This window comes from Clostridium sp. UBA3061, from assembly GCF_002367465.1.
Taxonomy (GTDB): Bacteria; Bacillota; Clostridia; order Clostridiales; family Clostridiaceae; genus Clostridium_J; species Clostridium_J sulfidigenes.
In genome coordinates this window covers 48,155-74,398 of the sequence record NZ_DFCF01000006.1, presented here as the reverse complement: position 1 = coordinate 74,398, position 26,244 = coordinate 48,155, and the positions used below count along the sequence as shown (strand labels likewise).

31 protein-coding genes are annotated in these 26,244 nt (G+C 28.9%); 28 read left to right on the top strand and 3 right to left on the bottom strand.

Going from position 1 to position 26,244, the window contains the following annotated elements; translation table 11 throughout:
• Positions 1-13: 13 nt before the first annotated feature.
• On the top strand, positions 14-907 hold the full coding sequence (locus tag B2P65_RS04905) for an SPL family radical SAM protein (protein ID WP_346879704.1): 894 nt from the start codon (positions 14-16) through the stop codon (positions 905-907).
• A 65-nt stretch (positions 908-972) separates the two neighbouring features.
• Complete coding sequence (locus B2P65_RS04900; RefSeq protein ID WP_346879703.1) at positions 973-1,491, top strand: GNAT family N-acetyltransferase; 519 nt, start codon at positions 973-975, stop codon at positions 1,489-1,491.
• 109 nt (positions 1,492-1,600) lie between these two features.
• Here B2P65_RS04900 and B2P65_RS04895 read toward each other — a convergent pair whose 3' ends face one another.
• Complete coding sequence (locus tag B2P65_RS04895; protein ID WP_346879702.1) at positions 1,601-2,197, bottom strand: GNAT family N-acetyltransferase; 597 nt, start codon at positions 2,195-2,197, stop codon at positions 1,601-1,603.
• Positions 2,198-2,699: 502 nt separating this feature from the next.
• Between B2P65_RS04895 and B2P65_RS04890 the strand changes: the two genes are divergently transcribed.
• From B2P65_RS04890 to B2P65_RS04840, 11 genes are all read left to right on the top strand, one after another.
• The gene (locus B2P65_RS04890) at positions 2,700-3,491 is read left to right on the top strand and encodes an alpha/beta hydrolase (protein WP_346879701.1); all 792 of its coding nucleotides are present in this window, start codon (positions 2,700-2,702) and stop codon (positions 3,489-3,491) included.
• Positions 3,492-3,539: 48 nt separating this feature from the next.
• Positions 3,540-4,094 (top strand): GNAT family N-acetyltransferase, encoded by a 555-nt coding sequence (locus tag B2P65_RS04885; protein ID WP_346849310.1) that lies wholly within the window; start codon positions 3,540-3,542, stop codon positions 4,092-4,094.
• A gap of 36 nt (positions 4,095-4,130) precedes the next feature.
• Complete coding sequence (locus B2P65_RS04880) at positions 4,131-4,388, top strand: TfoX/Sxy family protein (protein ID WP_346849309.1); 258 nt, start codon at positions 4,131-4,133, stop codon at positions 4,386-4,388.
• Positions 4,389-4,511: 123 nt separating this feature from the next.
• The gene (locus B2P65_RS04875; RefSeq protein WP_346879700.1) at positions 4,512-5,327 is read left to right on the top strand and encodes an alpha/beta hydrolase; all 816 of its coding nucleotides are present in this window, start codon (positions 4,512-4,514) and stop codon (positions 5,325-5,327) included.
• 117 nt (positions 5,328-5,444) lie between these two features.
• A complete protein-coding gene (locus B2P65_RS04870) occupies positions 5,445-6,062 on the top strand; it encodes a lactate utilization protein (RefSeq protein WP_346879699.1) in 618 nt (205 codons plus the stop codon).
• Between the two features lie 63 nt (positions 6,063-6,125).
• Positions 6,126-6,587 carry a GNAT family N-acetyltransferase gene (locus B2P65_RS04865; protein WP_346879698.1) on the top strand — a complete coding sequence of 154 codons (462 nt, stop codon included), beginning with the start codon at positions 6,126-6,128 and terminating at the stop codon, positions 6,585-6,587.
• A gap of 86 nt (positions 6,588-6,673) precedes the next feature.
• The gene (locus B2P65_RS04860; RefSeq protein WP_346879697.1) at positions 6,674-7,474 is read left to right on the top strand and encodes a sugar nucleotide-binding protein; all 801 of its coding nucleotides are present in this window, start codon (positions 6,674-6,676) and stop codon (positions 7,472-7,474) included.
• Between the two features lie 45 nt (positions 7,475-7,519).
• Positions 7,520-8,092, top strand: a complete 573-nt coding sequence (locus B2P65_RS04855) for a class I SAM-dependent methyltransferase (protein WP_346879696.1) — start codon at positions 7,520-7,522, stop codon at positions 8,090-8,092.
• Positions 8,093-8,143: 51 nt separating this feature from the next.
• Complete coding sequence (locus B2P65_RS04850) at positions 8,144-8,857, top strand: hypothetical protein (RefSeq protein WP_346849303.1); 714 nt, start codon at positions 8,144-8,146, stop codon at positions 8,855-8,857.
• Positions 8,858-8,916: 59 nt separating this feature from the next.
• Positions 8,917-9,747 carry an alpha/beta hydrolase gene (locus tag B2P65_RS04845; protein ID WP_346849302.1) on the top strand — a complete coding sequence of 277 codons (831 nt, stop codon included), beginning with the start codon at positions 8,917-8,919 and terminating at the stop codon, positions 9,745-9,747.
• Between the two features lie 192 nt (positions 9,748-9,939).
• Positions 9,940-10,272: a hypothetical protein gene (locus B2P65_RS04840; RefSeq protein ID WP_346877887.1), complete on the top strand. Its 333-nt coding sequence runs from the start codon at positions 9,940-9,942 to the stop codon at positions 10,270-10,272.
• Between the two features lie 74 nt (positions 10,273-10,346).
• On the opposite strand, the gene B2P65_RS04835 is transcribed toward B2P65_RS04840, so the two are convergent.
• Positions 10,347-11,456 (bottom strand): ABC transporter ATP-binding protein, encoded by a 1,110-nt coding sequence (locus tag B2P65_RS04835; RefSeq protein WP_346849300.1) that lies wholly within the window; start codon positions 11,454-11,456, stop codon positions 10,347-10,349.
• A gap of 214 nt (positions 11,457-11,670) precedes the next feature.
• Between B2P65_RS04835 and B2P65_RS04830 the strand changes: the two genes are divergently transcribed.
• From B2P65_RS04830 to galE, 7 genes are all read left to right on the top strand, one after another.
• On the top strand, positions 11,671-13,080 hold the full coding sequence (locus B2P65_RS04830) for a hypothetical protein (protein ID WP_346849299.1): 1,410 nt from the start codon (positions 11,671-11,673) through the stop codon (positions 13,078-13,080).
• Positions 13,081-13,257: 177 nt separating this feature from the next.
• Entirely contained in the window at positions 13,258-14,037 is a 780-nt protein-coding gene (locus tag B2P65_RS04825) for a PHP-associated domain-containing protein (RefSeq protein ID WP_346848876.1), read from the top strand.
• Positions 14,038-14,121: 84 nt separating this feature from the next.
• Positions 14,122-14,454, top strand: coding sequence for a hypothetical protein (locus B2P65_RS04820; protein WP_346848877.1), 333 nt, complete (start codon positions 14,122-14,124; stop codon positions 14,452-14,454).
• Positions 14,455-14,745: 291 nt separating this feature from the next.
• The gene (locus B2P65_RS04815; protein ID WP_346848878.1) at positions 14,746-16,515 is read left to right on the top strand and encodes a sensor domain-containing diguanylate cyclase/phosphohydrolase; all 1,770 of its coding nucleotides are present in this window, start codon (positions 14,746-14,748) and stop codon (positions 16,513-16,515) included.
• Between the two features lie 191 nt (positions 16,516-16,706).
• Positions 16,707-17,963: an MFS transporter gene (locus B2P65_RS04810; protein WP_346848879.1), complete on the top strand. Its 1,257-nt coding sequence runs from the start codon at positions 16,707-16,709 to the stop codon at positions 17,961-17,963.
• A 69-nt stretch (positions 17,964-18,032) separates the two neighbouring features.
• Positions 18,033-19,160 (top strand): ArsR/SmtB family transcription factor, encoded by a 1,128-nt coding sequence (locus tag B2P65_RS04805; protein WP_346879695.1) that lies wholly within the window; start codon positions 18,033-18,035, stop codon positions 19,158-19,160.
• A 140-nt stretch (positions 19,161-19,300) separates the two neighbouring features.
• Positions 19,301-20,314: a UDP-glucose 4-epimerase GalE gene (galE, locus tag B2P65_RS04800; protein ID WP_346848881.1), complete on the top strand. Its 1,014-nt coding sequence runs from the start codon at positions 19,301-19,303 to the stop codon at positions 20,312-20,314.
• Positions 20,315-20,405: 91 nt separating this feature from the next.
• Here the strand turns inward: galE and B2P65_RS04795 are convergent, their stop codons facing one another.
• The gene (locus tag B2P65_RS04795; protein ID WP_346877885.1) at positions 20,406-21,032 is read right to left on the bottom strand and encodes a flavodoxin family protein; all 627 of its coding nucleotides are present in this window, start codon (positions 21,030-21,032) and stop codon (positions 20,406-20,408) included.
• Between the two features lie 227 nt (positions 21,033-21,259).
• On the opposite strand from B2P65_RS04795, the gene B2P65_RS04790 reads away from it, so the two are divergent.
• From B2P65_RS04790 to B2P65_RS04755, 8 genes are all read left to right on the top strand, one after another.
• Positions 21,260-22,159: an alpha/beta hydrolase gene (locus tag B2P65_RS04790; protein WP_346877884.1), complete on the top strand. Its 900-nt coding sequence runs from the start codon at positions 21,260-21,262 to the stop codon at positions 22,157-22,159.
• Positions 22,160-22,181: 22 nt separating this feature from the next.
• Positions 22,182-22,355, top strand: coding sequence for a hypothetical protein (locus B2P65_RS04785; RefSeq protein WP_346877883.1), 174 nt, complete (start codon positions 22,182-22,184; stop codon positions 22,353-22,355).
• Between the two features lie 71 nt (positions 22,356-22,426).
• Positions 22,427-22,870, top strand: a complete 444-nt coding sequence (locus tag B2P65_RS04780) for a hypothetical protein (RefSeq protein ID WP_346879694.1) — start codon at positions 22,427-22,429, stop codon at positions 22,868-22,870.
• Positions 22,837-23,253 (top strand): hypothetical protein, encoded by a 417-nt coding sequence (locus B2P65_RS04775; RefSeq protein ID WP_346879693.1) that lies wholly within the window; start codon positions 22,837-22,839, stop codon positions 23,251-23,253. Before B2P65_RS04780 ends, B2P65_RS04775 begins: the two co-directional genes overlap by 34 nt.
• A gap of 52 nt (positions 23,254-23,305) precedes the next feature.
• Entirely contained in the window at positions 23,306-23,995 is a 690-nt protein-coding gene (locus tag B2P65_RS04770; RefSeq protein WP_346879692.1) for an HAD-IA family hydrolase, read from the top strand.
• 62 nt (positions 23,996-24,057) lie between these two features.
• Positions 24,058-24,705: a hypothetical protein gene (locus B2P65_RS04765; RefSeq protein ID WP_346848888.1), complete on the top strand. Its 648-nt coding sequence runs from the start codon at positions 24,058-24,060 to the stop codon at positions 24,703-24,705.
• A 179-nt stretch (positions 24,706-24,884) separates the two neighbouring features.
• Positions 24,885-25,646, top strand: a complete 762-nt coding sequence (locus B2P65_RS04760) for a Nif3-like dinuclear metal center hexameric protein (RefSeq protein ID WP_346879691.1) — start codon at positions 24,885-24,887, stop codon at positions 25,644-25,646.
• A 48-nt stretch (positions 25,647-25,694) separates the two neighbouring features.
• The gene (locus B2P65_RS04755) at positions 25,695-26,222 is read left to right on the top strand and encodes a GrpB family protein (protein ID WP_346877877.1); all 528 of its coding nucleotides are present in this window, start codon (positions 25,695-25,697) and stop codon (positions 26,220-26,222) included.
• Positions 26,223-26,244 lie beyond the last annotated feature (22 nt).

The window sequence follows — 26,244 nt, the reverse complement described above, 5'->3', positions numbered from 1 at the left end:
TGGAGGTGAATAAATGGCAAAGATTAGAGAAATTACTTGTGATGTAGCGTGTAATAAATTAAAAAGAAAAATACCTTTTGCCTGGGATTTAAACATATATCGAGGTTGTGAACATGGTTGTAAATATTGTTATGCTATGTATTCACATCAATATTTAGATTCAGATAAATATTTTGAAGACATATATGTAAAAACTAATGTGGTTGAACAATTGGAAAAACAACTGAGTAGTCCTTCGTGGAAAAGGGAAGTTGTTAATATTGGAGGGGTAACAGATAGCTATCAACCAGTAGAAGAACAGTATAAACTAATGCCGGATATATTAAGACTTATGATAAAGTATAAAACACCATGCATTATTTCAACTAAATCAGATTTAATTTTAAGAGATTATGATTTAATAGATGATCTTTCTAGGGTTACCTATGTAAATATAGCAGCTACAATTACATCTATGGATGAAAATATACGAAAATTAATTGAACCAAATGGAGTAGAATCTTTAAAACGATTTGCAATGTTAAAGGAATTTAGTAAAACCAATGCATCTACTGGACTTCATTTTATGCCTATTATTCCATATATAACAGATACTTTTGAAAATATAAATTCTCTATATTTTCATGCTAAAGAATGTGATGTGGATTACGTTCTACCAGGAACTCTTTATTTAAGAGGTAGTACAAGAAAAGTATTTTTAGATTTCATAAAGAAAGAATTTCCAAAGATATATGATGACCTAGTATTATTATATAAAACTGGTGGAGCAAATAAGGAATATAAAAATAATTTATATAAAACAGTAAATGCTTTGAGAGAAAAATATGATTTATCAAGTAGTTATTCCAAACCAATGAAAGAAAAGTTAAATCAAGAATGCCATACTCAATTATCAATTTTTGATTGAAATTGGAAAATATAATACAAATGGCAAATTGGAAAATATTTAAAGTGTAGAAAGGTATTATAATTATGATGAAGATAAAAAATCACAATGAACTTATAATTAGAAAAGCAACAGTTGAAGATTCTAATGAAATTGTAATGTTAGTGAAACAAGTAATGGGCGAGGTAAGTTTCTTTCCTAAAGACCCAGACGAATTTGACTTAACAGCTGAAGACGAGGCAGAATATATTAAAAATACATCTTTATTTTTAGTAGCAGAGATAAATGAGAAAATAGTAGGTTCTACCACATTACAAAGGGGTAGAACTAAAAGGACAAGTCATGTTGCAGATTTTGGTATAACAATTTTAAGGGAATACAGTGGGTTAAAAATAGGAACTTTGTTAATGGAAGAGGTTATAAAGTGGTGCAAAGAAAATCAAGTTGAGAAAATTGAATTAGAGGTTTTTGAAGAAAATACACCTGCTATAGCACTTTATAAAAAGTTCGGATTTATTGAAGAGGGAAGAAAAAATAAAAACATAAAAATCAAAGGTGAATACAAAAACACATTGTTACTAGCTAGATTTTTAAAAGACAGTTAGGTATATTTTCTTAAAGGGAAGTCTGTTTTCAGACTTCCCTTTATTTCTTTTACTAAAAGATTAAATAATTCTTAGAGTTATTATAAATTATAGGTTGTTGGAAATTTTACTAACTTCTAACTAGAAGCATTACCAAATTATCTCTATATTGACCTTCATGAAGTTCTCTTTTTTCAAGGATTTTAATAGCTTTGAATCCACATTTTTCATAACATTTAATGGCACGGCTATTCCAGGTTTGAGGATCTATGAGAATAACATCAACACTTTTTACTTCAAATAAGTATTTAGTTAAAAGCTTTATGGCTTTAGTGCCAATTCCTTGGTTTTGATACTCTGTCTCACCTATGAACAAATCAATTCCATAAGGATTATCATAGTTTTCAACCTCAAGGTCTTTCTTTTCACTTTCATAATAATATTGAACATATCCAATGGGTTTTTCATTAAGCTCAATGATACATGTAGTAACAGATTCTTTACCTAAAATCCTTGGAGAGTATTTTTCTTTTATTCTATCTATGCTAAAGGCATTATCTCTACCTTCATAGTAAAAAAGAACTTCAGGATTACTTATCCATTTTGACATTAAGATATAATCAAAAGGATTATCCTCCATCTTACGAATCGAAATTCCATCAGCCATACATAAAATTTTATGATTTTCACTTTCTTTATTTAGTATGAGTTTTCCTATTTTTTTCATTGTATTATCCTCCTAAAATTTAATAGAGTTACTAAATAGATTTATAAAATTATATAAGGAGGACCTCTTGGAAGTTTAATATTAATGAATACATGTTATCTAGGAGGTTTCAAAATAATTGCTTTCCTATTTTTCATAATTATATTAGCTCCTTTCTTTGTTAGAATAATTCATTTGCCATATAACTGTGCTTTTATAATTTTATTAATTGTCATTTAATATTTACATTAATCGGATTTAATAATCTATATATTTATCATACCATTATTTACCACGATATAATATCTATATTTAATTTTAAATACATTTTTATAATCAATGAAACTCATTAAAAACTAAATTTTAAATTTTATAATAATGTATATAGAGAATATTTGTAATGGATTTAAAAGTTTTGTATAATAAAGAAATAAATGGTTAAAAGATTATAGCTGAAATTTACTTGCGAAAAGGTCTAATTTTTAATGTATTAGATTATTAAGTATAAGAAGGAGTAATTAATGTGATTAATATACGGACATATGGAAGTGAACCATCATATGATATAGCAGTTATTCACGGGGGACCAGGTGCTCCAGGTGGAATGGCACAAGTAGCAAAAGAAATATCAAAAAAGTATGGAGTTTTGGAACCTATGCAATCAGAAGACTCTATTGATGGACAAGTTAGTGAACTTAAAGAATTGCTTGAAAATAATGGACAATTTCCAGTAACACTAATTGGTCATTCATGGGGAGCATGGTTAAGCTATATTTTTGCATGGAAATATCCAGAGTTAGTAAGTAAGGTTATACTTATAGGAAGTGGATCCTATGAAGATATTTATCTTTCATCAATGAATAGTAAAAGAGCTAACAGACTTACAGAAGAAGAAAACTTAAGAGTTGGTACATTATTTCAATTATTAAATGAACATAATAATCCAAACAAAAAAGAAGTATTGCGTGAATTTGGAGAATTAATGGCAAAGGCGGATTCCTATAGTCCAATTTCTATTGAAAATGAATCTCTAGATTTCCAACCAGAAGTTTTTCAAAGTTGTATGGAAGAAATTAATAAATTAAGAAGCAATGGAGAACTTTTGGATTTTGGAAAGAATATAAAATGTCCTGTAATTGCTATACATGGTGAATATGATTCTCATTCTTTTGAAGGTGTTGAAAAGCCACTGACAAGAACCATAAAGGATTTTAAATTCATATTATTAAAGAAATGTGGACATAACCCTTGGAATGAAGTTTATAGTAAAGATAAATTCTATGAAATAATCTTCAGAGAGTTAGAATCAAGATAGATGAGGATAAAGTTAAGGCAAAAGCACTAACTTAAGGAGAAGATTAAAATGATAAGGAATGTTTATGAGCAGTGCCCTATATTAAAAAATCATTTGACTGCATTAAAACAGACAACAATTAAAGATGCAGAGGAATTGCTAAAGTGTTATTCAGATAAAGAGGCTGTGAAATTGTTTAATTCTGATAACTGTAATGGTGATGATTTCTATTATACAACAGTTGAAAGAATGGAGGAGGCAATTAAATTTTGGACTTTTTCCTATGAGAATAAATACTTTGTGAGATGGACGATAATTTTGAATGATACAAATGAAAGAATTGGAACTATTGAAATGTTTAAAAGAGAAGCAGAAGATGAGTTTAACCATTATGGATTATTGAGAATAGATTTGCATAGTAAATATGAAAAACAAAAATATATAGATGATATTTTAGAAATTGTAAATAAGAATTTTTTTGAACTCTTTAATGTTGAGGGAATTCTTACAAAAGCAATTCCAAATGCAACTGAGCGTATTGAGTCATTAAAGAAAAAATATTATGTACCATTAAATAGAAAAATGATGCTATATGATGATTATTTTATAAGGACAAAAGTATAAGTTTAAAATTTAAATAACTTTAAATAGGAGGAAACTATGAGTAAATTATCTGAATTACCTAATATAGGTAAGAAACTAGAAGAACAACTTAATGAAGTCGGCATAAAAACTGTTGAACAATTAAAAACAGTCGGGAGTAAACAGGCATGGTTAGATATTAAAGCCATAGACGATTCTGCTTGTATCAATAGGTTATGTGCATTAGAGGGAGCAATACAAGAAATCAGATGGCATTCTCTTTCAGAGGAAGTAAAGCGAGATCTAAAAGAATTCTATAATACAGTAAAAAGCTAAGTAAATCTAATATTCCTATAATATCACCAAACAATATATTGGACAATCATCATGAAAATACTCACATAAAACTTCTGAGTGAATAATCTATCAATATAGTTATTTCATTGATGGAGGTAATGAGTGGGATATTATATTAAAGTTGAACCAAATGTGAAAATTTATGTAGAGGATCTTAATCCAGAAGGAAAAAAAACAATTCTATTTTTACATGGTTGGCCTGGTAACCATAATCTGTTTGAATATCAGTTTGACCAATTTCCAAAGTATGGGTATAGATGTATCGGAATAGACACCAGAGGTTTTGGAGATTCTGATAAACCTTATGATGGATATGATTATGATCGTTTATCTGATGATGTTAGATGTGTAGTAGATGCACTAAGTCTTAGAGATTTCACACTAGCAGGGCATTCAACAGGTGGAGCTATAGCTATTAGATATATGGCTCGTCATAAAGGATATGGAGTATCTAAGCTAGTTCTTATATCTGCAGCAGCACCTAGTCTTATTAAGCGTAAAAACTTTCCATATGGATTGGATAGAGAAGAAGTTGTTAAAATTATTGATGGGACATATAATGATAGGCCTAAAATGCTGAGAGATTTCGGAGATATATTTTTCTTTAAATATATATCTGAACCATTTTCTCAGTGGTTTTTTAATCTTGGATTACAAGCAGCAGGATGGTCTACAGCGGCTATTGCAAACACGTGGCTAGGTGAGGAAAAATTATTTTCTGATTTAGAGACTATAAGAGTTCCAACATTAATTCTTCATGGCATTCATGATAAAGTGGTTCTATTTGAGTTAGCTGAAATTCAAAATCAGTGTATTAGAAATTCAAAACTTGTACCATTCAAATATAGTGGTCATGGAGTATTTTACGATCAGAAAGAAAAATTTAATGAAGAATTAATGAGATTTGTTGAAGAATAGAAGCTTATAACATAGGAGTATTTAATAAGAAATTAAAATGTTTATCTATAGAATACCGTACTATTCATTTATGTATATACGGTATTTTCTATATGAAATTATTATGGAGGTATAATCATGGATACAAATACTATAAATAAGTTAAAAGAAAACTTTAGGATGAGAAATATAGAGGGTGAATGTTTTGAAGATTTAACTGAAGTTAAGAATCATATATTAAAAATTATACATGAAGAATGTATCATTGGAATTGGTCATTCAGCTACCCTTCAGAAAATGAATATAGTAGAATCACTGATGGACAGAGGAAATATAGTTTATGATAAAGAACTTGGAAAAACTAAGGATGAAACTAAAATGCTGAAAAAGAAAGCTCTTATAACTGATTGGTATATTACTGGTTCTAATGCTGTGACCACTGATGGGAGAATTATCAATGTGGATCATAGTGGAAATAGGGTAGCAGCAATTACTTTTGGACCAGATAAAGTAATTGTAGTTGTAGGTAAAAATAAAATTGTAGACAATGTTGAAGAGGGAATGAAAAGAGTTAAGAACATAGCATGTCCTTTAAATGCAAAAAGAGCAGGTTATAATCCACCCTGTGTAGAAATAAATAGATGTGTAGATTGTAAATCAAAGGAAAGGGTTTGTAATGTTCTTTCCATAATTGAGGGACAAGCGGATAAAAATAGGATGAAATTATTTATAGTTAATGAGGAATGTGGTTTTTAATATGTATTTAACTCAATAGTTACATGAAAGGTAGAGATAAATATGATAATTAGGACGGGTAATTTGAATGAATTAAAGGCTTTATGGAAAAATGAATCTCCCACTAAAGAATATTTCATTAAAGAAATTGAAAAAGATAATATAGAGTTTTGGACAATTGAAAATGAGAAAGATAGCTCGTTAATAGGAGAGCTTTATATATTTTGGAATTCGGAAGATAAGAATGAAGCTAATGGTAAAGACAGAGCTTATCTTTGTGCTTTAAGAATAGAAAAAGGCTTTAGGGGGTTAGGACTTGGGAAGAAGCTCATGGAAAGGGTTCTTCAAAGAGTTGAAGAAAAAGGATTTAAAGAAGTAACAATTGCAGCTGATAACAATGATTTAGAAAGATTAACAGCTATGTATAAATCTTGGGGATTTATTGAATTGGTAAAGTTTCAAAACTACGATTATCATTATATTGATAACAATAATAACCCGACCTACTACGAGATTCCATTTGGATTATACTTAAAAAGATTATAAAAAAAGAAAAAATGGAATAGTATAAATCTTTTTACAATATTAGAATAAGAAAGTATTTACTATATTTTTTAGAAGGGAATACAACTATGAAAATATTAATTATAGGGGCAAGTGGATATTTAGGAAATACAATATATAAGAAACTTAAGAAATGTAATAATGATGATATTTATGGAACTTGTTATAGATTAGGGAATCATGAACTTTTACAAATCAATGTATTGAATAAATTAGATATAGAGAAGTTGCTTTCATTTAAACCTGATATAATTATTTGGAGTATTATTGATGTGGAAAAAGAGATGTCCTTATCTAAAATAGGTATAAATGAGATAGTTACTAATATCTCTAAAGATGTACGTTTAATTTATATTTCTACTACAATTGGAAAAGGAAAGAATCAAACTGAAGATGTAATTACTCATAAACGTATGCCTAATGAATATTTTTCAAAGTATATTAACGGTAAAATTGAAGGCGAAAGTATAGTTAAAAGGCATTCTAATCATGTAATTGTAAGACCAGGGAGTATATATGGTTATGACTATGATGGAAGAATGGATACTAGAATGAAGTCTTTATTGGAAGTTTCAAAAACGGGTAGAAGTTATTCAAGAACCGCAAATTTCTATGCAAGTTTTATTAATGTAGAAGATCTAGCAGAGGCTATAATTGAACTTATATATAGCCATTTTAAAGGAACAATAAATATAGCATGCGAAAAACCAGTAAGTCATTATGATTTTAACATACATTTAGCAAAATTGATGAATATTGATAGCAGTTTTATAGTACCTGATTATAAGCGAGAAGATATTTATCATAATATAAGTGGATATAAAAGAAAAAATATTATTAAAACATTTATAAGGGAGATTCAAGATTAATTAGAGGATATATCAATATACCTTGGTTAAATTAGGGGGCATAGTATGGAGTACATGGGAAATAAGGAATATTGGGATGATAAGTTTAAAAATAGAAGTGACAAGCCGTTGAGTGCTGAAAAATCAATAATTGAAAATATAGCATACTTTAAAAAAGGATCTGTTCTTGATATAGCATGTGGAGATGGTAGAAATACTTTATTTTTTCTTGGAGAAGGATTTCAAGTAACAGGAATTGATTTTAGCAATAAAGCACTTGAAAGGTTGAATAGATTTGCAAAAAGAAATAATTATTTGGTTCATACAAAGCAAATTGATTTAAGTGTAATAAATGTTTTAAAAAATATTGGAACATTTGATAATGTTCTAGTTAACCATTATAGATTAAGCAAGAACCAGCTTGAATATGTGAGAGAATGTATAGCTGATGATGGCATTTTATTTGTATGTGGTTTTGGATGGAAGCATAAAGTAGATACTAAAATTAGAAAAGATGACTTGATTCAGCAAACTGATTTTGAAGATTTAAATAAGTCATTTAAGTTAATTAAATATAGTGAAAGTCAAGATGATAGGGGCTTTATTGTTACGTATATTTTTAAAAAGATAAAATATTAATATATAATGGATGAATAGAGAGAACATATTAGAGAGGATAGGCGTAATAAAATGAAGAATACATGGTTTTGTTATATAAAAATAGATGAAGAAAGTAATTCTGTGTTTACATCAGGAATGACCTTTAAGGACTTTATGAGTGGAATTAAAGAAACACCTAATAACATTCTAGTTTTAAAGGGATTTCCAGATGAGGGCAATTGGAGTCATAAGTTAGGGTTTGAATATATTTTGCAGAATAACATGGAAAGTTTTATAGAAGAAGATGTATATAGTTATGGGGATTTTTGTTGGGTAGATTTTCAATGTGAAGATGATCTTGAGAAAGTTAGTAATGAGGAACTGGCAGAGTTATTGTATTTAGCACATCGAGTTGAACCTTTAAGGAAGTTTACTTTCGATAGTTTACAAAATAGATATGCTTATCTTTGTCATGATGATGATTATATAGTAAAGGTTTATATGAATGATATAAAAGTTTATAAAGAGGTTATTCATCACAAAATTCTTAGTGAGTTAAAGGGAAGAAAAAGAAGTATTGAGCCAGTACCATCAGAGATATTAGATAAACTTTATGATATGTTTAAGGGTGGGGCAGCATTTGATTTTGAGAATGCATATAGTAATGGTGTCAACATATATCCCATTAAAAAAGATGGTTATATTGATGATATACACAAAAGTCTTGATAGAAAGAGAAATATACCTGGATGTGGAATATGCCTTGATTATAATCCTAGAACTAAAAAGTGGATGATATACTAGAAGATCCAGAGGGGAACACTATTGAAATAACAGGAAGATATTTTAAAGAGGTGAAATAAATGTATCTAGAAATGAGGGATAAGGTTAACTTGTATGTAAAGCAATCAGGACAAGGTATTCCGTGTATATTTGTCCATGGTGGACCAGGGGAAGGAAGTCTTGATTTTGAAGTTTTAGGTGGAATTGCATTAGAAGATTTTATGAATATGATATATTTTGACCAAAGAGGAAGTGCAAGATCAGAAGGAGACGAGGAAACTGATTACTCTATTGATAGACTTGTAGAGGATATGGAGGAAATTAGAAAAAAATTAGGCATATCAAAGTGGATAGTCATGGCTCATTCCTTTGGAGGAATTATTGCAACAAACTATGCTCATAAGTATGGAGAGGCTATAGACAAGCTTATTTTATTAAATGTTACTCTTAGCATGGAAGATTCCTTTAAGAGTCAAATATATCATGGATCAAAATTATTATCTGAAAATGAATTAAAGTCCATAGAGGCTAAATCATATATGGAAAAATGGCAACAGATAGTTACTAGACTTATTGAAAAAGATATCTTTTATAAACTTCAATATAAGGAATATGATAATTTTTTAAAATTAAGGGAAGTAAGTAATACAATAGATAGTTTTAATCCATCTATGGCAAATCAAGGACTTAGCAATAAAGAGTATTTAAAAAATTATTTTGATATTACTAAAAAAATAAACATTCCAGTCCTTGTAGTAGCTGGCAATGAAGATTATGCTGTAGGACCAGATCATCATAAAAATTTTATATTTCCTAACATGAAGATTAAAATTATTTCAGGAAAGCACATGTTATATATGGAAAATAAAGAGGAAGTTAAGTCAGTAATTGAAGCATTTATAAAGAGCTAATTTAAGTAGCAAAGACGCTGAAACCCGCATGAACATAACAACTATTTAAATAGTTATATAGTTATATAGTTATATAGGTTTATATATGACTATATAACTAGGTTCATATGTTAATATTTATATAGTTTCATATCTATGAGAGGATATGGACAACTTAGTAAAGTTTTAAGTTATAGAAAGGGGATTAATTCCTTGGAGTATTTTGGGTTAATTGCATTTGTACTAGTCCTATCTCAGATGGGATATTCATCAAAAATAAAAAAATTAGAAGGTGAATTAAAGAATTTAAAAAGAAAGATTAAGGGGGAAGAGGCCTTGTCAAAGTTGTTAAAGGATCTAATTGGTGTGAAATGTATTATTGATTGTGATGGAGCTGTAGTATTTACAGGCAAAAGCGAAATGGAATGTGAAGTTCTTGATGTAGATGATGAGTGGGTTAAGATAACCTATAAAGATAAAAAGAATGTTACTAAAACTAATATTATCCGTATTGAAAGCATAGATAATATAGAGATAATAAATTAGATAAACAAGTAAAGGTTAATAATTAAGCACCTTCCTAATAATCTTTAAGAAGGTGCTTTTAAAATTTAATAATATTAGATATTTATTCTTTCTTCTGTATCTTTATCAAAAAAATGAAGTTTGCTAGTATCAATTGCTATATTTATTTGTTCTGATTTTATATCTGTAGAAGATGGAACTTTTGCTATTAACTTGTTACCGTTACAATCTAGATATAAGTATGATTCTGATCCCATTAGTTCAGTAATATCAACTTTAGTTGAAATAATATTGCTTAGACTATCTTTAATGGTGTTATTCTCAACATATATATCTTCAGGTCTAAAGCCTAAGATAATAGATTTATTTGCGTAGTTGTTAAATAAAGACTTAATTTTATCTGTATTAGGTAATTTAATTGTAATGCAATTAAGTTTAGCATAAAAATTGTTAGAGTTGTTTATAAGAGTAACTTCTAGGGTATTCATTTTAGGAGATCCCATGAATTCTGCTACAAATAAGTTACAAGGATTATTATATAGATTCATAGGGGTATCTACCTGTTGAATAAGGCCATCTTTCATTAGTACAATCCTATCTGCCATGGTCATTGCTTCTGTCTGATCATGGGTTACATATAGAAAGGTTGTACCTAAAGTTTTATGTAGCTTGATTATCTCAGTTCTCATCTGAGTTCTAAGCTTTGCATCTAAATTTGATAGAGGTTCATCAAGTAGAAACACTGATGGATTACGAACAATAGCACGTCCTAGTGCAACACGTTGACATTGCCCCCCTGACAGCTGCTTAGGTTTACGATATAATAGTTCTTCAATGTCTAGAGTTTTAGCAACTTCAGTGATCTTTTTATGAATTTCATCCTTTGGTACCTTTTTCATTTCAAGTCCAAAAGCCATATTTTTATATACAGTCATATGGGGATATAGAGCGTAACTTTGAAATACCATGGCAATATCTCTATCCCTAGGAGCTACATTGTTTACTAATTTATCACCAATGAATATTTCACCCTCTGTAATACTTTCAAGACCTGCAATCATTCTTAAAGTTGTAGATTTTCCACATCCTGATGGTCCTACTAAAACAATAAATTCCTTATCTCTTATTTCTAAGTTAAAGTTTTCAACAGCAATATTGGTTTCATCATATTTTTTAACAATATTATTAAAGGTTATAGTTGCCATTTTATTACTCCTTTTCATAAGATTTAAATAGGATAACATAGATTATAGCATACTTATTTGAAAGTTTTCATCATATTTTCTTTTAACTATAAAGATTTATATATATTGGTAGAATATTATAATATATAGTATATTAATTATGAATGTATATATTATTTGTTTTAGGGGTGTTTACAGTAAATTTAAATGCAAATAGGATTGTGGGGGAAAAATGATGTTTAAAAGTTTAGGAGAAAGCACAATAACTTTAGTAATTACTATTTTACTAGTAATAGCTTTAGCTACATTATGTGTATTTCTATTTTCAAAGTTGCTTGAGGGGTATAATTTAAAGAAAAAAAAGAAGAGTCATGAAGAACAAGTAGAAGCAGTGGTTACAGTTGATGAAAAAACTTTTGACATTAAAGATGATATAAGGGAAAAAGTTAATAATCAGATAAGTAAAGTAAAAAGAGATGTTATAGAATATGCAAATGATAGAGTTAATAATAGTATGTCTGATGTTTTAGCAACCACTATGAAAGGGAAAAAAAGATTTGTGGAGAAACAGATAGTCAATGAAATGGGAGAAACTGTTAATAATACTTATGAAGATGTAATAAAAGAGGCAAGAAACAAATTTTCACAGAATAATGAGGAGCTCATAGAAATTATAGAAACTAAAATAAAAAATTATGTTAGTGATAATAGTGAAAAAGATTATAGGGGAATTAATAAAGAAATAAATGAGCTTTTAAATGAAAGTATGAATATTTATACTAAAGAAGTAGAACAAATTTTAACTAGACAGAGCACTTCATTAAAGATGCAAATAGGAATGAATATAGACAAGCAGTTCAAGTCTATGAAGGGAGAAATTAAAAATAGTAGTAACATAAATCTAGATGGCTTTGAAAAAAGCTTAAAGAGTCATACTAATAATGTTATGGATGTTTGTATAAGACAAAGTGAGAGACAAATTAATCAAATGGTGGATAACATTACTGATGAATTTGAAGAACTAAAGAAAAAAGGAAATTATGAAAAAATAAGTGAAAATATTAAAAAGAATATAGAAGAATTAGAAGAGAGTTATATGACTTCAGTTCAGAAAAATGTAGATTGTACTATAGAAATAGTGAATAGCTTATCTCGACTAGGGGTAGCTGATTATAAAACTATAAAGGATGATGAAATCATTGATATTTTCAAAGAAGCTTTAATTGCAGCTAAAAGCGAAATAGACATAGTTACTCCTTGGATAAATAATCATGTAATGTATAAGGAAAAAGTATATAGTCTTTTGAAAGAGGCATTAAACAGAGAGGTTAAGGTTAGAATAGTTTATGGCTTAGGTTCCAATAAGGATTTGAATATGGAAGAAATGGAAAGAGGATCAGAAAGAATAGCAGATATCATTAAAGATGATTTTAATAACTATGGTAAACTTTTTGAAATAAAGAAGGGTGATACCTGTGAAAGGGTGTTGATTTGTGATGAAAATCTTGCTCTTATTGGAAATTTCAATTTCTTATCCTTCCATGGAAAATACTCAGAAAATAAGAATTTAAAAAGTCAAGTTGTAGCAGTAATTACAGAAAAAAGAGCCATACAAAGACTTAGAAAAGAAAAAATCGGATTTTAGTTTTGCACAAAGACTGTCTCAAAATTATTTTGGGTCAGTCTTTTATTTATGTGTAATGGATGAGAAGCAACTCAGATATGGGGAACTTACTGGTGTTATTTCTATATAATGATAAGAAGAGAGAGTTTACAGTTTAGATTCTAGATTTTATCAGTAATTTTAAGAGGAGAAGTTAATATGAACATAGATTTTCATGTCCATGGATTGTTGAGTAAAAGAAAAGATTTTAATGAGAGATTTTTTAATGAGGAAATTGAATATGCAAAGCAAAATAAATTAAATGGAATAATTATGTGTGAACATTTTAATGCTATAAATTTTAAAGAAATATATAAATATCTTAAAGAAAACTATGAATACAAAGATCATAGGTATTTAGTTAAAGGAGTTTCTGTTTTTCCTGCTATGGAAGTGAGCATAAAGGATAAGGGACATGTTGTTTTAGTAGGAAGGAGAGAGGCTATATTAGAGATTCATGAAAGGCTAGAACCTTATATGAATAGAGAAAACTTAGTGGAATTTAAAGAGTTATTAGATTTAGCTGATGAGTATGGATGTTTAAAAATAGGAGCACATCCTTTTAGAAGAGGACATAAGTTATGTAATCATCCTGAAGAACTACTAAAGAGATTAGATGCTATAGATTTAAATGCTAAAGATATATTCAAAAAAGGTGAAAAAGAGGTAAGAAGAGAGTTATATGAATTATCTAGTAAAATAGGAGTTAATGTAATTACAGGTAGTGATAGTCACACTCCATTACAATTGGGTGGGATATATACTAAACTAGATAATCCATGTTATACCATAGAAGAGCTTAGATTAGCTATAACTAGTGAAGGTTATTCTATAAAAATAGAACCCTCCTTAAATTTTAGAGTATACACTTCTAAAATATTAAAAAGATATTTGATTGCTAGAACAGAGTATAACAAAGATATGGAGTTTACTATATAAATAGAGTTCTTAGGGAAGATATTAACTAGAAAGGATTAGTAGGTAAAGTTTATAATGAAAGAGTTTTAAAGAGAGAGGATTAATATGAGGTGTTTTTTGTGTAAAATTAAGAAAAAGAGGAAAAAGCAAAAGAAAAGAAATAATAAATATATATCAATAGAAGAAAGATTAAAAGCTGATGAGGAAAAAGAGAAAAGAGAGGAACTGGAAGAAGAAATAAGAGAGAGAGAGGAGTTAACAAGAGAAATTCTAGAAGAATATATTTTAGATATTATAGAAGATGAAGTAGATAAAAGAGGTGGAATTGAAGGGTTAGATGGAGAAACTATAAGTGATATTTTAAGTTACTACATTGCTAATGATCCTAGATTTCAGATTAAATTACAAAAGGAATTACGAAGAAAAGGAAAAAGATAATTAGAGGGCGATATAGAAATTAATAAGCTTCTAATAGGACCAAATAACTTGGAAATAATTTCCTTTGTCCTCTTGGCTGATATACTCATATTAAATAATATAAGATAATTTAATATGAGTATATATTATAAGTTTATATAGATTTATATTAAATAGTGTATAGATCTGAGATTAGATAAATATGGGATGAATAAAAATACATAGTATGACAAGAAAATGTAGATATTATAGGAAGAAAAGTGGTAGAATAAGGTGATGATGAATTATTGGGAATAAATATGGGGGATAAGTATGGGGTTAGCTGAATTGTATTTACAGAATATGCCATGGGCTGCATGGATTGCAGATATAGATAAAAAGATTATTTTTATTAATAAAGCCTGTGAAAAAAGTTATAATTTAAAGCTAGAAGAAGTAAAAGGTAAGACCTATGAAGAAATCTTTCCGAAGAAAGTAGCAAGTATATATAATAAAAGAGTAAGAGAATGTTTAGATAAATTACAATTGTATTCTTATGATGAAACTACTGTAGAAATAGCAGAAGAGTGTTATGTATTTCCAATCACTGATGATAGCGGTAATACTAATGCTATGGGTGGGATTATTGTAAATATTGAAGAAGAAAAAAGAAGAGAAATAGAGCTTCAAAATCAAAAAAGTATTCTTAGGACTATAATAGACTCAATACCAGAGGCTATTTTTTATAAAGATAAAGATTCAAGATATATTGGTTGCAATAAAAATTTTAATGACTATTATAAGCAATTTGGAGTAGATAATGTAATTGGGAAAAATGACTTAGAAGTTTATCCAGATAAGGAAATTGCAGAAAATTTTATTAAAGTAGATAAAGAAATAATGGAGAGTAAAGAAGCAAAATATATTCAAGGGGTTACCTTAGATGAAAATGGAAATAGAATTATAGAAGAAAGTTTTAAGGCTCCTGTCATAAATAAAAAAGGTGAGGTTTTGGGAATTGTTGGGCTGGCTAGAAATATTACTAGCCAAAAAAAATTAGAGGATAGGCTTAGATATTTGAGTTATAATGATGCTCTAACAGGAATATATAACAGAACTTATTTTGAAGAAAAGATATGTGAATTAAATAATGAGGAACACCTTCCTTTAGGAATAATTATGGGTGATGTAAATGGATTAAAGCTAGTTAATGATTCATTAGGACATCTAGAAGGCGATAGGCTACTAAAAAGTATATCTAGTGTTCTTAATAAAGCTTGTAGTGATAAAGGCTTTGTTTTTAGATGGGGTGGAGATGAATTTATGATACTTCTGCCAAACTGTGATGAAAGCGGCTGTGAGAGAAGTGTTGAAAAAATAAAAAGTGAATGTAGGAAGTATAAACATAATTACATTGAACTTAGTATTGCTCTTGGTGAAGTGGTTAAGCATTCTGTAGAAGAAGACATTGATAAGTGTATTAAAGAAGTAGAAGAGAGGGTATATAGGCAAAAACTCTTAGAACATAATAGTGTTAGAAGCTCCATGATGAACTCATTAAAAAAGAGTTTGGAAGCTAAGAATATGGAAACAGAAGAGCATACTGAAAGGGTAGAATCCTATGCGTTGGAAATAGGAAAGAGATATGGATTTAAGAGCTCACAAATGGATGAATTAATGATAATAGCTAGACTTCATGATATTGGAAAAATTGCCATTGAGGAAGATATACTTTTAAAACCAGGTCCACTTACAACAAATGAATTTGAAGTGATGAAAACTCATGCAGAAAAGGGATTTAGAATAATCAATGCTTCTAGTGAAATAATGAATGTGGCAAAATGTGTTTTAACTCATCATGAAAAATGGGATGGTAGTGGATATCCTTTAGGCATTGCAGGAGAAGAAATACCGCTTATGGCAAGAATTATTGCTATTGCTGATGCCTATGATGTTATGACTCATGATAGGGTATATAGAAAGGCTATGAATAAAGAAGAGGCTATTAAAGAATTAAAGAGATGTGCAGGTACCCAATTTGATCCAGAACTAGTAGAGCTATTTTTAAAATGTTTAGATAACAATGAAGAAAAAAACAATTAAGAAATAAAGGGTTGAGAAGTAGCAAAACACCTTAATAAAGGGTGATGTTGAATAAATACTTCTTGACCTTTTTATTTTTAATTTATGTTAGATATATATCTAATTGGCATTGACAATTATCTAATATAATCATAAACTAATAATAGGAAGAAAATTTAATAATATATAAATTATGTAAGGGTGGTATAGTTATGGATTTAGCTGTAGAAAAGAAAAAAATAGGATATAAAGACATACTTATGGATAAAAATTTTTGCTTATTTATCATTGGTAATCTTATTTCAAGATTTGGGGATTCTATTGACACCATTGCCTATGGATGGATGGTATATGAAATTACAGGCAGTACTGCGTTAATGGCTTTAATTTTTGGAGTTAATGCTATTCCAACAATATTATTTCAACCTATTGCTGGTGTGTTTGTAGACTATAAAAAGAAAAAAAATGTGGTTGTCCTTTGTAATTTAGGAAGAGCCACTGTAGTAACTATCACAGCATTAATGTTTATATTTGGCATACTTAAGCCATATCATTTATTTATATTTACTTTTATAAATTCTACCTTTGAGTCCTTTGAAGGACCAGCCGCAATAGCAGCTTATCCATTAATTATTGAAAAAGAAAAGTTTGCATATGCAAGAGCTGTACAATCTACTTTATCTAGAATTGTAGAGCTAGTAGGACTTGCTGTGGCAGCTGGAATCATTGCAGTTATTGGTATTGGTGGCGGAATGATTGTTAATGCAGTTAGTTTTTTTCTCTGCGGGATATTTATGGCTATGGTCAGATATAAAGAAGAGATTTTAAAGAAACAACAGCTAAATATGAAGGGGTACTTGGGAGATTTAAAGGATGGATTTATCTATTTAAAGACTAGTAAAATTTTGATGTCAATAACCATATTTGCCGCATTAATTAATTTATTTATGATACCTTTTAACACTTTAGGAGTTGCATATGTAAATGAAGAGTTGTTAAAGGGGCCTGAAGTAGTTGCTATGATTAGCTTTAGCTTAACTGCAGGGATGCTTATTGGTGGTGCTATATATCCTAAAATAGCAGAAAAATTTAAAGGAATTAATTTATTTATAATATCGGGGGTAATCCTAGGAACTGCATATTTATCTCTAGCATTTGTACCTATGATAGGTGTTGATTTAGTCCTTTATGGAACTATCATTTTAGTAGGCTTTTTATTTGGTGCATCTGCTAGTATATTTATGATGATAGTAAATATAACTTTTATGCAAAAAACAGAACAACAATATTTGGGAAGAGCAGCAGGAATACTTAATTCATTATGCATGGCAGCTACACCAGTAGGATCGTTAGTAGTAGGGAGTCTTTGTGTATTCTTAAGCACAGCTCAACTATTCTTAATATTCGGAATAGGTATGGTGGTATTATTCCTATGTCAACGTTATAATAAAAGCATGCAGGAAATTTAAGTGACAATCTAAATATTTGATTTAGTTATTGGAACTTACTCATCTGAAGGACGAGAGAAGGAGTTTCATATGAAATATATAGTAGAGAATAACATTAATTTAATTGAGGAAGTGAAAAATACTCTTTATTTTATAGTTAATGAAGAAATAATAGTTAACAAGCTGAAGGACAGTTTTAAAAAGTATGGCGAAGATATAGATAAATATATGAATAAGGATTTAAAAAGCTTTTTTAAATTTATCGAAAAATTTAAGACTAGAAATAAGATACCTATGGATAGACTTAAGATATTCTTTAATGATATTAGTGAAGTTCATGAAAAAACACATTGTATAGCTAGTATTTTTGTTAACAACATAACCGAGAAGGAACTAATTGAGGGACGTAGTAGAATTCGCAATTTAGATTCCATGGAACTAAAGGAACTTGCTATGAAGGAAATTCTATGTCAAGATGATTATCTTAGAGATGATTTTCCGGATAAGGATGATTTATCTAGCTTAGATGCAGAAAAAGAATTTATGCCTTATCTTATAGAAAGATGTACTTTAGACAGTGAATCTAAGTGGTGGCTTACGGTTATTTCTCAAAATCCAAAGGAGTATTTAAGCGAACTTATTGATATGATTATAAATTCTATAGATGTATTTAAGGAAGCTTTTAAGGTTATGGAAAAAGAAGTAGAAAAATTTATATATGATCTTAGAGAGTTAATTAAAGAAAACCCTAAATTTATCTCTGATTCCACAGGTATTAAAATCTTTGATCAGTGGGAAGATGATATTTATATCTTTCCAAGTATAATTAGATTTAATTCAGTATCATTTTTATCAACCATAAGCCCTGTTTTTAATAATAAAAGAAGAGAATATATGTACTTTGGATGGAAGTTTTATGAACTTTTGAGTGCTTCTGTAGGAAATGATAATGAGGAAAAAATCCTAATTGATAGATTAAAGTGTCTAAGCGATAAAAGTAAATTTAATATTATAAAGATGCTTAAGAAAAAATCTATGTTTGGGCAAGAAATTGCAGCGGCTCTTTCTCTTACTACAGCTACTGTTTCTTATCACATGAATGCTTTAATTATAGCTAAATTAGTATATATGGAAAAGGTAGATAATAAAATTTTTTATAGTGTAGATAAAGATACTATTAAGGAATTCTTAAGGGTTTTAAATAAAGAGCTGAACTAATAGCTCTTTTTTCTTTAATAATTTTACAATTTGAGATATAATTGTATAAGAAGATATTTATCTGAGTATTGTCAATATAGGTGAGTGCTATGATATAAATTAAAATTTGACATAAATAAAGTGAGAATGGAGTGTATTACATGGCAGTTTTAGTAACTGGAGGAATGGGCTATATCGGTAGTCATACTACTGTTGAGCTATTAAAAGAGGGGTATGAAGTTGTTATTGTAGATAACTTAAGTAATAGTAAAGAGTTAGTAAAGGGTAGAATTAAGGCGATTACAGGAAAAGAGCCTAAATTCTATAAATATGATGTTTTAAACAAGGAAGATATGGACAAGGTTTTTAGTGAAAATACTATAGATTCAGTAATTCATTTTGCAGGCTTTAAGGCTGTGGGAGAATCTGTGGCTAAGCCCCTAGAGTACTACCACAATAACTTAACTAGCACTTTTGTACTTTTAGAATTAATGAGAAAATATGGAGTTAAAAATTTTGTATTTAGCTCATCAGCTACTGTTTATGGAGATGCAAAAATTATTCCAATTACAGAGGAAGCACCACTATCTGCTACAAATCCATATGGAAGAACAAAGCTAATGTTAGAAGAAATTTTAAGAGATTTATATAGCTCTGATAATTCATGGAATATAGCATTACTTCGTTACTTTAATCCAGTAGGGGCCCATGAAAGTGGAACTATTGGAGAAGATCCATGTGGTATTCCAAATAATTTAATGCCTTTTATTACAAAGGTTGCTATAGGTGAGCTTAAGGAGCTTAGTGTATTTGGGGATGATTATGACACACCAGATGGTACAGGAGTTAGAGATTACATTCACGTAGTAGATTTAGCTAAAGGTCACTTAAAAGCATTAGAAAAATTAAAAACTAATTCAGGTCTTGTAACTTATAATTTAGGAACAGGAAATGGATATAGTGTTCTTGATATAGTTAAGGCATTTTCAGAGGCTAGTGGAAGAGAAATTCCTTATAAAATTACTGCAAGAAGACCTGGTGATATTGCGACCTGTTATTCAGAACCAAGAAAGGCTAATGAAGAGTTAGGCTGGACAGCTGAAAAGGGCATAAAAGAAATGTGTGAAGACTCTTGGAGATGGCAAAGCCAAAATCCAAAAGGATATGAAGAGTAAAGTGAACTTTATATAAATAAATTGAAAGTGCTTGGCAAGACATCTTACATGAAATTAGTAAGATATTTTGAAAAGCACTTTTGTTTTCATTTTATCTTATAAAGTTGGTTCTTAATTTTTCTTCCTTTTTAGGTAAGGATATTCCGGCTTTTTTACCAGTCTCTATAGATTTTAATAGCCAAGCCATATTTTTACCAAGAGTTCTCATTGTTTGCATACCTTCAAGGTCTTGTTTTACCTCTTCTGGAGTATTGCCATGAACCATATTCCAATATTGTGAAGAAACTATTGGCATGTTTGATATAGTAAAGTATTTATTTAATTGGTCAAAGGTAGCAGAGGAACCACCTCTACGACAACTTACAATAGCAGCCCCAGGTTTATATTCAAATCCACTACCTGCATAGAAAAATCTATCCAAAAATGATGTAATCATACCAGAAGCACCAGCATAGTGAACTGGAGAACCAAAGATAAATCCATCAACATCCTTAGCTTTTTCTAAAGCAATATTAACAGTATCATCATTGAAAACGCATCTTTCACTACCACTTTTATAGCAGTGACCGCATCCCATACAGCCTCTAATAGGAGCCTTGCCCACATGGAATATTTCTGATTGTATATTTTCTTTTTCTAGTTCCATTGCTATTTCACATAAAGCAGTATAAGTACATCCTTTTTCATTAGGACTACCGTTTATTAATAAGACTTTCATTTTAAAATTCCCTCCAATACAATATTATCATTAATAAATAAATTATAGCATTATTCATTTTAAAGTGTATGATTTATAAAAAGTAAATTAGATTTATTATAATTAATCTTTTTAAGATTTAAAAGAGTAAAAATGTGTAAAAGTTATAGGGATATAGTTAATAATAAGGTATAATAATTATATATTGTAAAAATATACAAAAATAATTAGTCTAAGGAGTTTAGATTATGATTAAGTTAATGGATATCGAGGGAAGAAAGTTAGAATATTTAATTAAAGGAAATAGTAAGAAAACAGTAGTAATTATGCCAGGAATGGGTGGAAGTTTTTATGAATGGATAAATATTATAGATAATATATCTTTATATACAAAAGTCATTGCAATTCATAGAGCTGGTGTTGGAAATAGTGGGCTTAATAGTGAAGGTAGTAATACAGTGACAACTGCAAAGGATTTAAATATATTATTAGATAACTTAAATATTAAAGAAAAAGTTATATTGGTAGGACACTCTTATGGCGGATTGTGTGTTCAACACTTTGCAAGAATGTATCCTGAGAAAGTTGATAGTGTAGTACTTGTTGAATCTGCTTCAATGAATAGAGAGGATGGATATGATAAGTTAGAAACTCCAATATCGGATGAAAGTACCTCAGATGAAGTTTACATAAAGTTATGGACAACATATTCTAAGTATAGTAAAGAACAATTAATAGAAGAGGTGAAACCTAAATTATCAGAAGTAGATTTTAAATTACCAATTAATATGAAAAGGGAACTTATGGAGTTTCATGTAAGACCAGAAATATATATAAATCAACTCTCTGAAATAAAAGACTTGAGAAGTAATGTAAAGTATATGAGTAAATATGGTAATTTTCCAGATTGTCCATTAATAGTACTAATTGAAGACCCAGTTTATTCTATAAATGAAATGATTGAAGAAGGAATACCTAAAATAGAAGCAGAAAGAATTGAAAGATTATCACAAGAACTCTCTAGTGGGTTAAAAGAGTTATCAAGTAAGAGTGATGTAAGAGTAGTTAAAAATAGTAATCACTGTATAAATGAAACTCAACCAGATGCAATTATAGATGCAATAAAAGAATTGCTATTTACAAGTTAGATATTATGTAGGAGGCAAAGCATTGGAATACATTTTAATTATATTAATATTATGGGTAATTTATAATATTACAGTTTACATTCCCGAAAAGATAAAAAAGCATGAAGAAAGAATGTTACAACATTTTCAGGAGATTAATTTACGGATGAATAAGCTTGAAGAAATGATAAAAAAGCAAAATAATAATATTATTTAGTGAGGAGTCTTAAATGGAGTGCTTATTAAGGGAATTAAGAAACCAAAAAATTTCTAATAGAATTTATGTTATTGGAATTTGATGGATTAGGAGGAGCGGGTAAAAGCACAATAGTTAATTCATTAAAAGTGCAATTACAAAAGGAAAAGTATCATACTTATGTGTTGCATATTGATGACTTTATACATCCAAAACATATTAGATATGATGAGTCTAAAGAAGAATGGGATTGTTATTACAATATACAGTGGAGATATGATTATTTAGTGAAAGAAATTTTATCACCTGTAAAAAGAGGAGATAAAATATATAAATTAATAGAGTTATATGATAAAGAAAATGATGGATATATTAAACAACAAGTTTTAATAGAACGTGGTACTGTTTTGCTTTTAGAAGGGATATTTCTACAAAGAAAAGAGATAAGAAGGTATTTAGATTTTATAATTTATCTTGATGTACCACAAGAAGTTAGATTAAAGTGTATTCATTTCAGGGAGAAAACACAGATATAAGATTAACAGAAGGGTTAATTATTCTATTTCCTAACAAGCATATAGTTAGTGGCGGCAATATACAGTATATAGGAAGCAAAGAAGAACAAATTGAATCATATTCTGAAAGTATCTATTTAGATAAAGAAGGAGATAAAGATATAGTTTTATCAAAAGCAGTTTCAAATGGATGGGATAATAAAGGAACGTCTTTATCTGGTGAACTTTTGTTGAATAAAAGTATAGGAGAAATTAGTTCACAACAATTATTCAATAAAGAACAGTTGGGTCTTATTAAGAATAATCTTTATTTTAACCTTCAATATTCAACAGTTGATGGAAAAATAGAAAATTCCATAATTATGCTAAATGTAGAAGAATTCAATATGAGGGAAAATAAATAAGTATACACAGAAACAATGAAAATGTTTACTGTGGGCTTGGAGGAAATTTATAATGAATATGAACAACATTAAAGCTATTTTATTTGATTCGGGAAGAACCTTAAATGTACCTAGAACAGGACATTGGTTTATTACACCTAACTTTTTTAATATTATTAATGACACAAGCTTTCAATATACAGAAGATCAATTAAGTGAAGCAATGAATAAAGCCTGTGATCATATTAATAAAATGTTATTAGTAAAAACAGAAGAAGATGAATTTGCGATGTTCAAGGAGTTTTATGAAATAGTACTAAAAGAAATAAAGTATGCGAGTATAAATGAGGAAATAATTAATTCTTTGGCAAGTGATAATGTATATAATGATCATAAATTTTATTTTTTTGATGATGTGGAACCTGGGCTACAAAGATTAAAAGATAAATATATTTTAGGGGTTGTCTCAGATACATGGCCATCCTTAGAAAGAGTATTTATTAATAAGAGTCTAAGAAAATATTTTTCTACATTTGTTATGTCATCAATTTATGGATCCTATAAAGCTGAAAAGGTACTTTTAAAAATAGCTATTGAAGAAATCGGAGTAAAACCAGAGGAAGTAATTTTTATAGATGATAGTGAATCAAATCTTGTTGCGGCAGAAGATTTTGGTATGATTCCAATTCTAATTGATAGATATGATAGGAATGATATTGAAAGTAAGTACCCTATAATTAAATCTTTAAATGATTTAAATTAGTAGAGGGTTCTATGATTAAACTAATGGCAAGATAATATTTAACTATGGAATGGGGAGCGAAGATGAAGATATTAATAGGACAACCACTACATGAAAATGGGCTTAAGCAGATTAGTAATGAAATAATAAATAATAGGGAAGTTGATATTGTACTATATCCTGAAGGGTATTTGGCTAATGAAGAATTATTAAAGGATGTTTGTAACATTGCAAAAGAATATAGAGTGATGATTATTACGTCTTATAGAATGAATAACAAAGATAGAGCAGTAATAATCAATAATCTTGGAGAGAAAATATTAGAGAGAGCTAAAACACCACCATATGATAATGAGAAATTATATAATCCTTTAGTGGTTAATTATAATAAAATGAATATTGGTTATTTACTATGTATGGAAATTTTGAAAGGTGTTAGAGATTTACAAAGAGTTAATGAAACTATAAACTTTATTGCTCATCCAATTGGTGTAGGAATGTTTAGTGATGAACAATTTCAACAGTGGATAACAGAGGCGAAAAATATTGCTAGAATCTATAAAACCATTGTAATTGGAACAAGTCATGCAGATGGTTCATATAGAAATTGTGATATATCTATTCCTATTTCCTATTGCATAGATAGTAATGGAGAAGAAATATTTATATCTAAAGCTGATACTAGAACTCGAATTGTTGATATAGATAGAAAAAAAGTTAAGACTTTTTAATATGGACATTTTTAGTACCTTTTATAGACAGTGGTTTAACATTTAATTTTATAGGAAATGAAATTTTTAAGACTAGGATAATTGTTTTTGCAATTATTAGTCATTGTTTAACTTGTACAAGTTTCTGTACTACAGTTGAAAATATAACTGAATGCAAGGAAGAAATTGGAGGGAAGTATATGGACGTTTCACATATTGTTGAAAGAATTAATGAACTTTTAAATGTAACAAGTAAGGAAATCTTTTCTAATGAATCTGGGATTACATATCATGCAGGTAAAAAAGTTAAAAAATTAGGATACTGTGTTAACCTAACCCTTGAAACTATAGAGGAAGCAAGAATTCATGGGGTTGATATGATGGTGACACACCACGATGCATGGGATGAAATATATGGATTAAAAGAGGCATGCAGAGAAAAACTAGAAGAGTATGGTATAAGTCATTACTATAATCACTTGCCACTTGATGACTGTAACTTTGGAACAAATGATAGTCTGTTAAAAAAATTGAATTTAGAAAATGTTAAAAGAACCCACCAATGGGAAGGATTATATTTTGGTAGAGTGGCAGAATATGATGAAGAAATTGAGTTTAATGAATTAGTAAAAAAAATTGAAAATCTACTTGAAGAACCAGTTAAATCTTGGAAGTTTAATGACGAAAAAGTGAAGCGGGTAGGTTTAGTCTGTGGTAATGGAGGGCCAACAGATTGCCTTAAGGAAGCAGTCGAAAATAAGTGTGATGTATACATTACAGGTGAATGTAATTTGTATACCATTCAATATGCTCAGTTTAAAGGGATAAATCTTATTATCGGTAGTCATACTTTCACCGAGTTCTTTGGAATTCAAAGTTTAGCATTGAAATTGAATGAGAATATAAAAGAAATTGAAATAGTGAGACTTAATGAAGAGCATTATGAAACAAATATAAAATAAGTAGGGGTAGGGTGTACTACATTAGATATGTAAAGGAGGTATAAATCTATGTCAATTAGAACAAAAGTTATTGTCATTGAGCCTTATAATGAAAAATGGAAGTTAGAATTTGAAAGAATTAGGGACATGCTAAATTCTTATATTGGAGATTTGGTTTTATCAATTGAACATGTTGGAAGTACTTCAGTGGAAGGGCTCTCTGCAAAACCTATCATCGATATAGATGTGGTTATGGATAGTTATGATAATTTCCCTGAAATAAAGAAGAGGTTAGAAGAATCTGGATATCATCATGAAGGGAATTTAGGCATTGAAGATAGAGAGGCTTTTAGTTATGTGAAAAATAGATTTATGCCATATCACTTATATGTATGTCCTAAAGATGGTAAAGGATATTTAGAGCATATTGCATTAAGAAATCATCTTAGAACAAATAGAGATGCACGAGAGGATTATGCAGCACTGAAAACAAAGCTAGCTAAAGAATATAGATACGATGCTGATACTTACTGCGAGAGAAAGACAAAATTTATTCAGAAAATCTTAAATAAGACACTATACTCTAATAAGTCTTAGAGTTACTAATTATAAGAAATAG

Bases quoted from the DNA above. Each gene is read 5' to 3' on its own strand.
- galE (WP_346848881.1), top strand. From the start codon at position 19,301: ATGGCAGTTTTAGTAACTGGAGGAATGGGCTATATCGGTAGTCATACT.
- B2P65_RS04855 (WP_346879696.1), top strand. From the start codon at position 7,520: ATGGAGTACATGGGAAATAAGGAATATTGGGATGATAAGTTTAAAAAT.
- B2P65_RS04850 (WP_346849303.1), top strand. From the start codon at position 8,144: ATGAAGAATACATGGTTTTGTTATATAAAAATAGATGAAGAAAGTAAT.
- B2P65_RS04795 (WP_346877885.1), bottom strand. From the start codon at position 21,032: ATGAAAGTCTTATTAATAAACGGTAGTCCTAATGAAAAAGGATGTACT.
- B2P65_RS04765 (WP_346848888.1), top strand. From the start codon at position 24,058: ATGAAGATATTAATAGGACAACCACTACATGAAAATGGGCTTAAGCAG.
- B2P65_RS04790 (WP_346877884.1), top strand. From the start codon at position 21,260: ATGATTAAGTTAATGGATATCGAGGGAAGAAAGTTAGAATATTTAATT.
- B2P65_RS04845 (WP_346849302.1), top strand. From the start codon at position 8,917: ATGTATCTAGAAATGAGGGATAAGGTTAACTTGTATGTAAAGCAATCA.
- B2P65_RS04810 (WP_346848879.1), top strand. From the start codon at position 16,707: ATGGATTTAGCTGTAGAAAAGAAAAAAATAGGATATAAAGACATACTT.
- B2P65_RS04870 (WP_346879699.1), top strand. From the start codon at position 5,445: ATGGATACAAATACTATAAATAAGTTAAAAGAAAACTTTAGGATGAGA.
- B2P65_RS04760 (WP_346879691.1), top strand. From the start codon at position 24,885: ATGGACGTTTCACATATTGTTGAAAGAATTAATGAACTTTTAAATGTA.
- B2P65_RS04820 (WP_346848877.1), top strand. From the start codon at position 14,122: ATGAGGTGTTTTTTGTGTAAAATTAAGAAAAAGAGGAAAAAGCAAAAG.
- B2P65_RS04880 (WP_346849309.1), top strand. From the start codon at position 4,131: ATGAGTAAATTATCTGAATTACCTAATATAGGTAAGAAACTAGAAGAA.
- B2P65_RS04885 (WP_346849310.1), top strand. From the start codon at position 3,540: ATGATAAGGAATGTTTATGAGCAGTGCCCTATATTAAAAAATCATTTG.
- B2P65_RS04905 (WP_346879704.1), top strand. From the start codon at position 14: ATGGCAAAGATTAGAGAAATTACTTGTGATGTAGCGTGTAATAAATTA.
- B2P65_RS04900 (WP_346879703.1), top strand. From the start codon at position 973: ATGATGAAGATAAAAAATCACAATGAACTTATAATTAGAAAAGCAACA.
- B2P65_RS04895 (WP_346879702.1), bottom strand. From the start codon at position 2,197: ATGAAAAAAATAGGAAAACTCATACTAAATAAAGAAAGTGAAAATCAT.
- B2P65_RS04830 (WP_346849299.1), top strand. From the start codon at position 11,671: ATGTTTAAAAGTTTAGGAGAAAGCACAATAACTTTAGTAATTACTATT.
- B2P65_RS04815 (WP_346848878.1), top strand. From the start codon at position 14,746: ATGGGGTTAGCTGAATTGTATTTACAGAATATGCCATGGGCTGCATGG.
- B2P65_RS04860 (WP_346879697.1), top strand. From the start codon at position 6,674: ATGAAAATATTAATTATAGGGGCAAGTGGATATTTAGGAAATACAATA.
- B2P65_RS04835 (WP_346849300.1), bottom strand. From the start codon at position 11,456: ATGGCAACTATAACCTTTAATAATATTGTTAAAAAATATGATGAAACC.
- B2P65_RS04805 (WP_346879695.1), top strand. From the start codon at position 18,033: ATGAAATATATAGTAGAGAATAACATTAATTTAATTGAGGAAGTGAAA.
- B2P65_RS04770 (WP_346879692.1), top strand. From the start codon at position 23,306: ATGAATATGAACAACATTAAAGCTATTTTATTTGATTCGGGAAGAACC.
- B2P65_RS04755 (WP_346877877.1), top strand. From the start codon at position 25,695: ATGTCAATTAGAACAAAAGTTATTGTCATTGAGCCTTATAATGAAAAA.
- B2P65_RS04825 (WP_346848876.1), top strand. From the start codon at position 13,258: ATGAACATAGATTTTCATGTCCATGGATTGTTGAGTAAAAGAAAAGAT.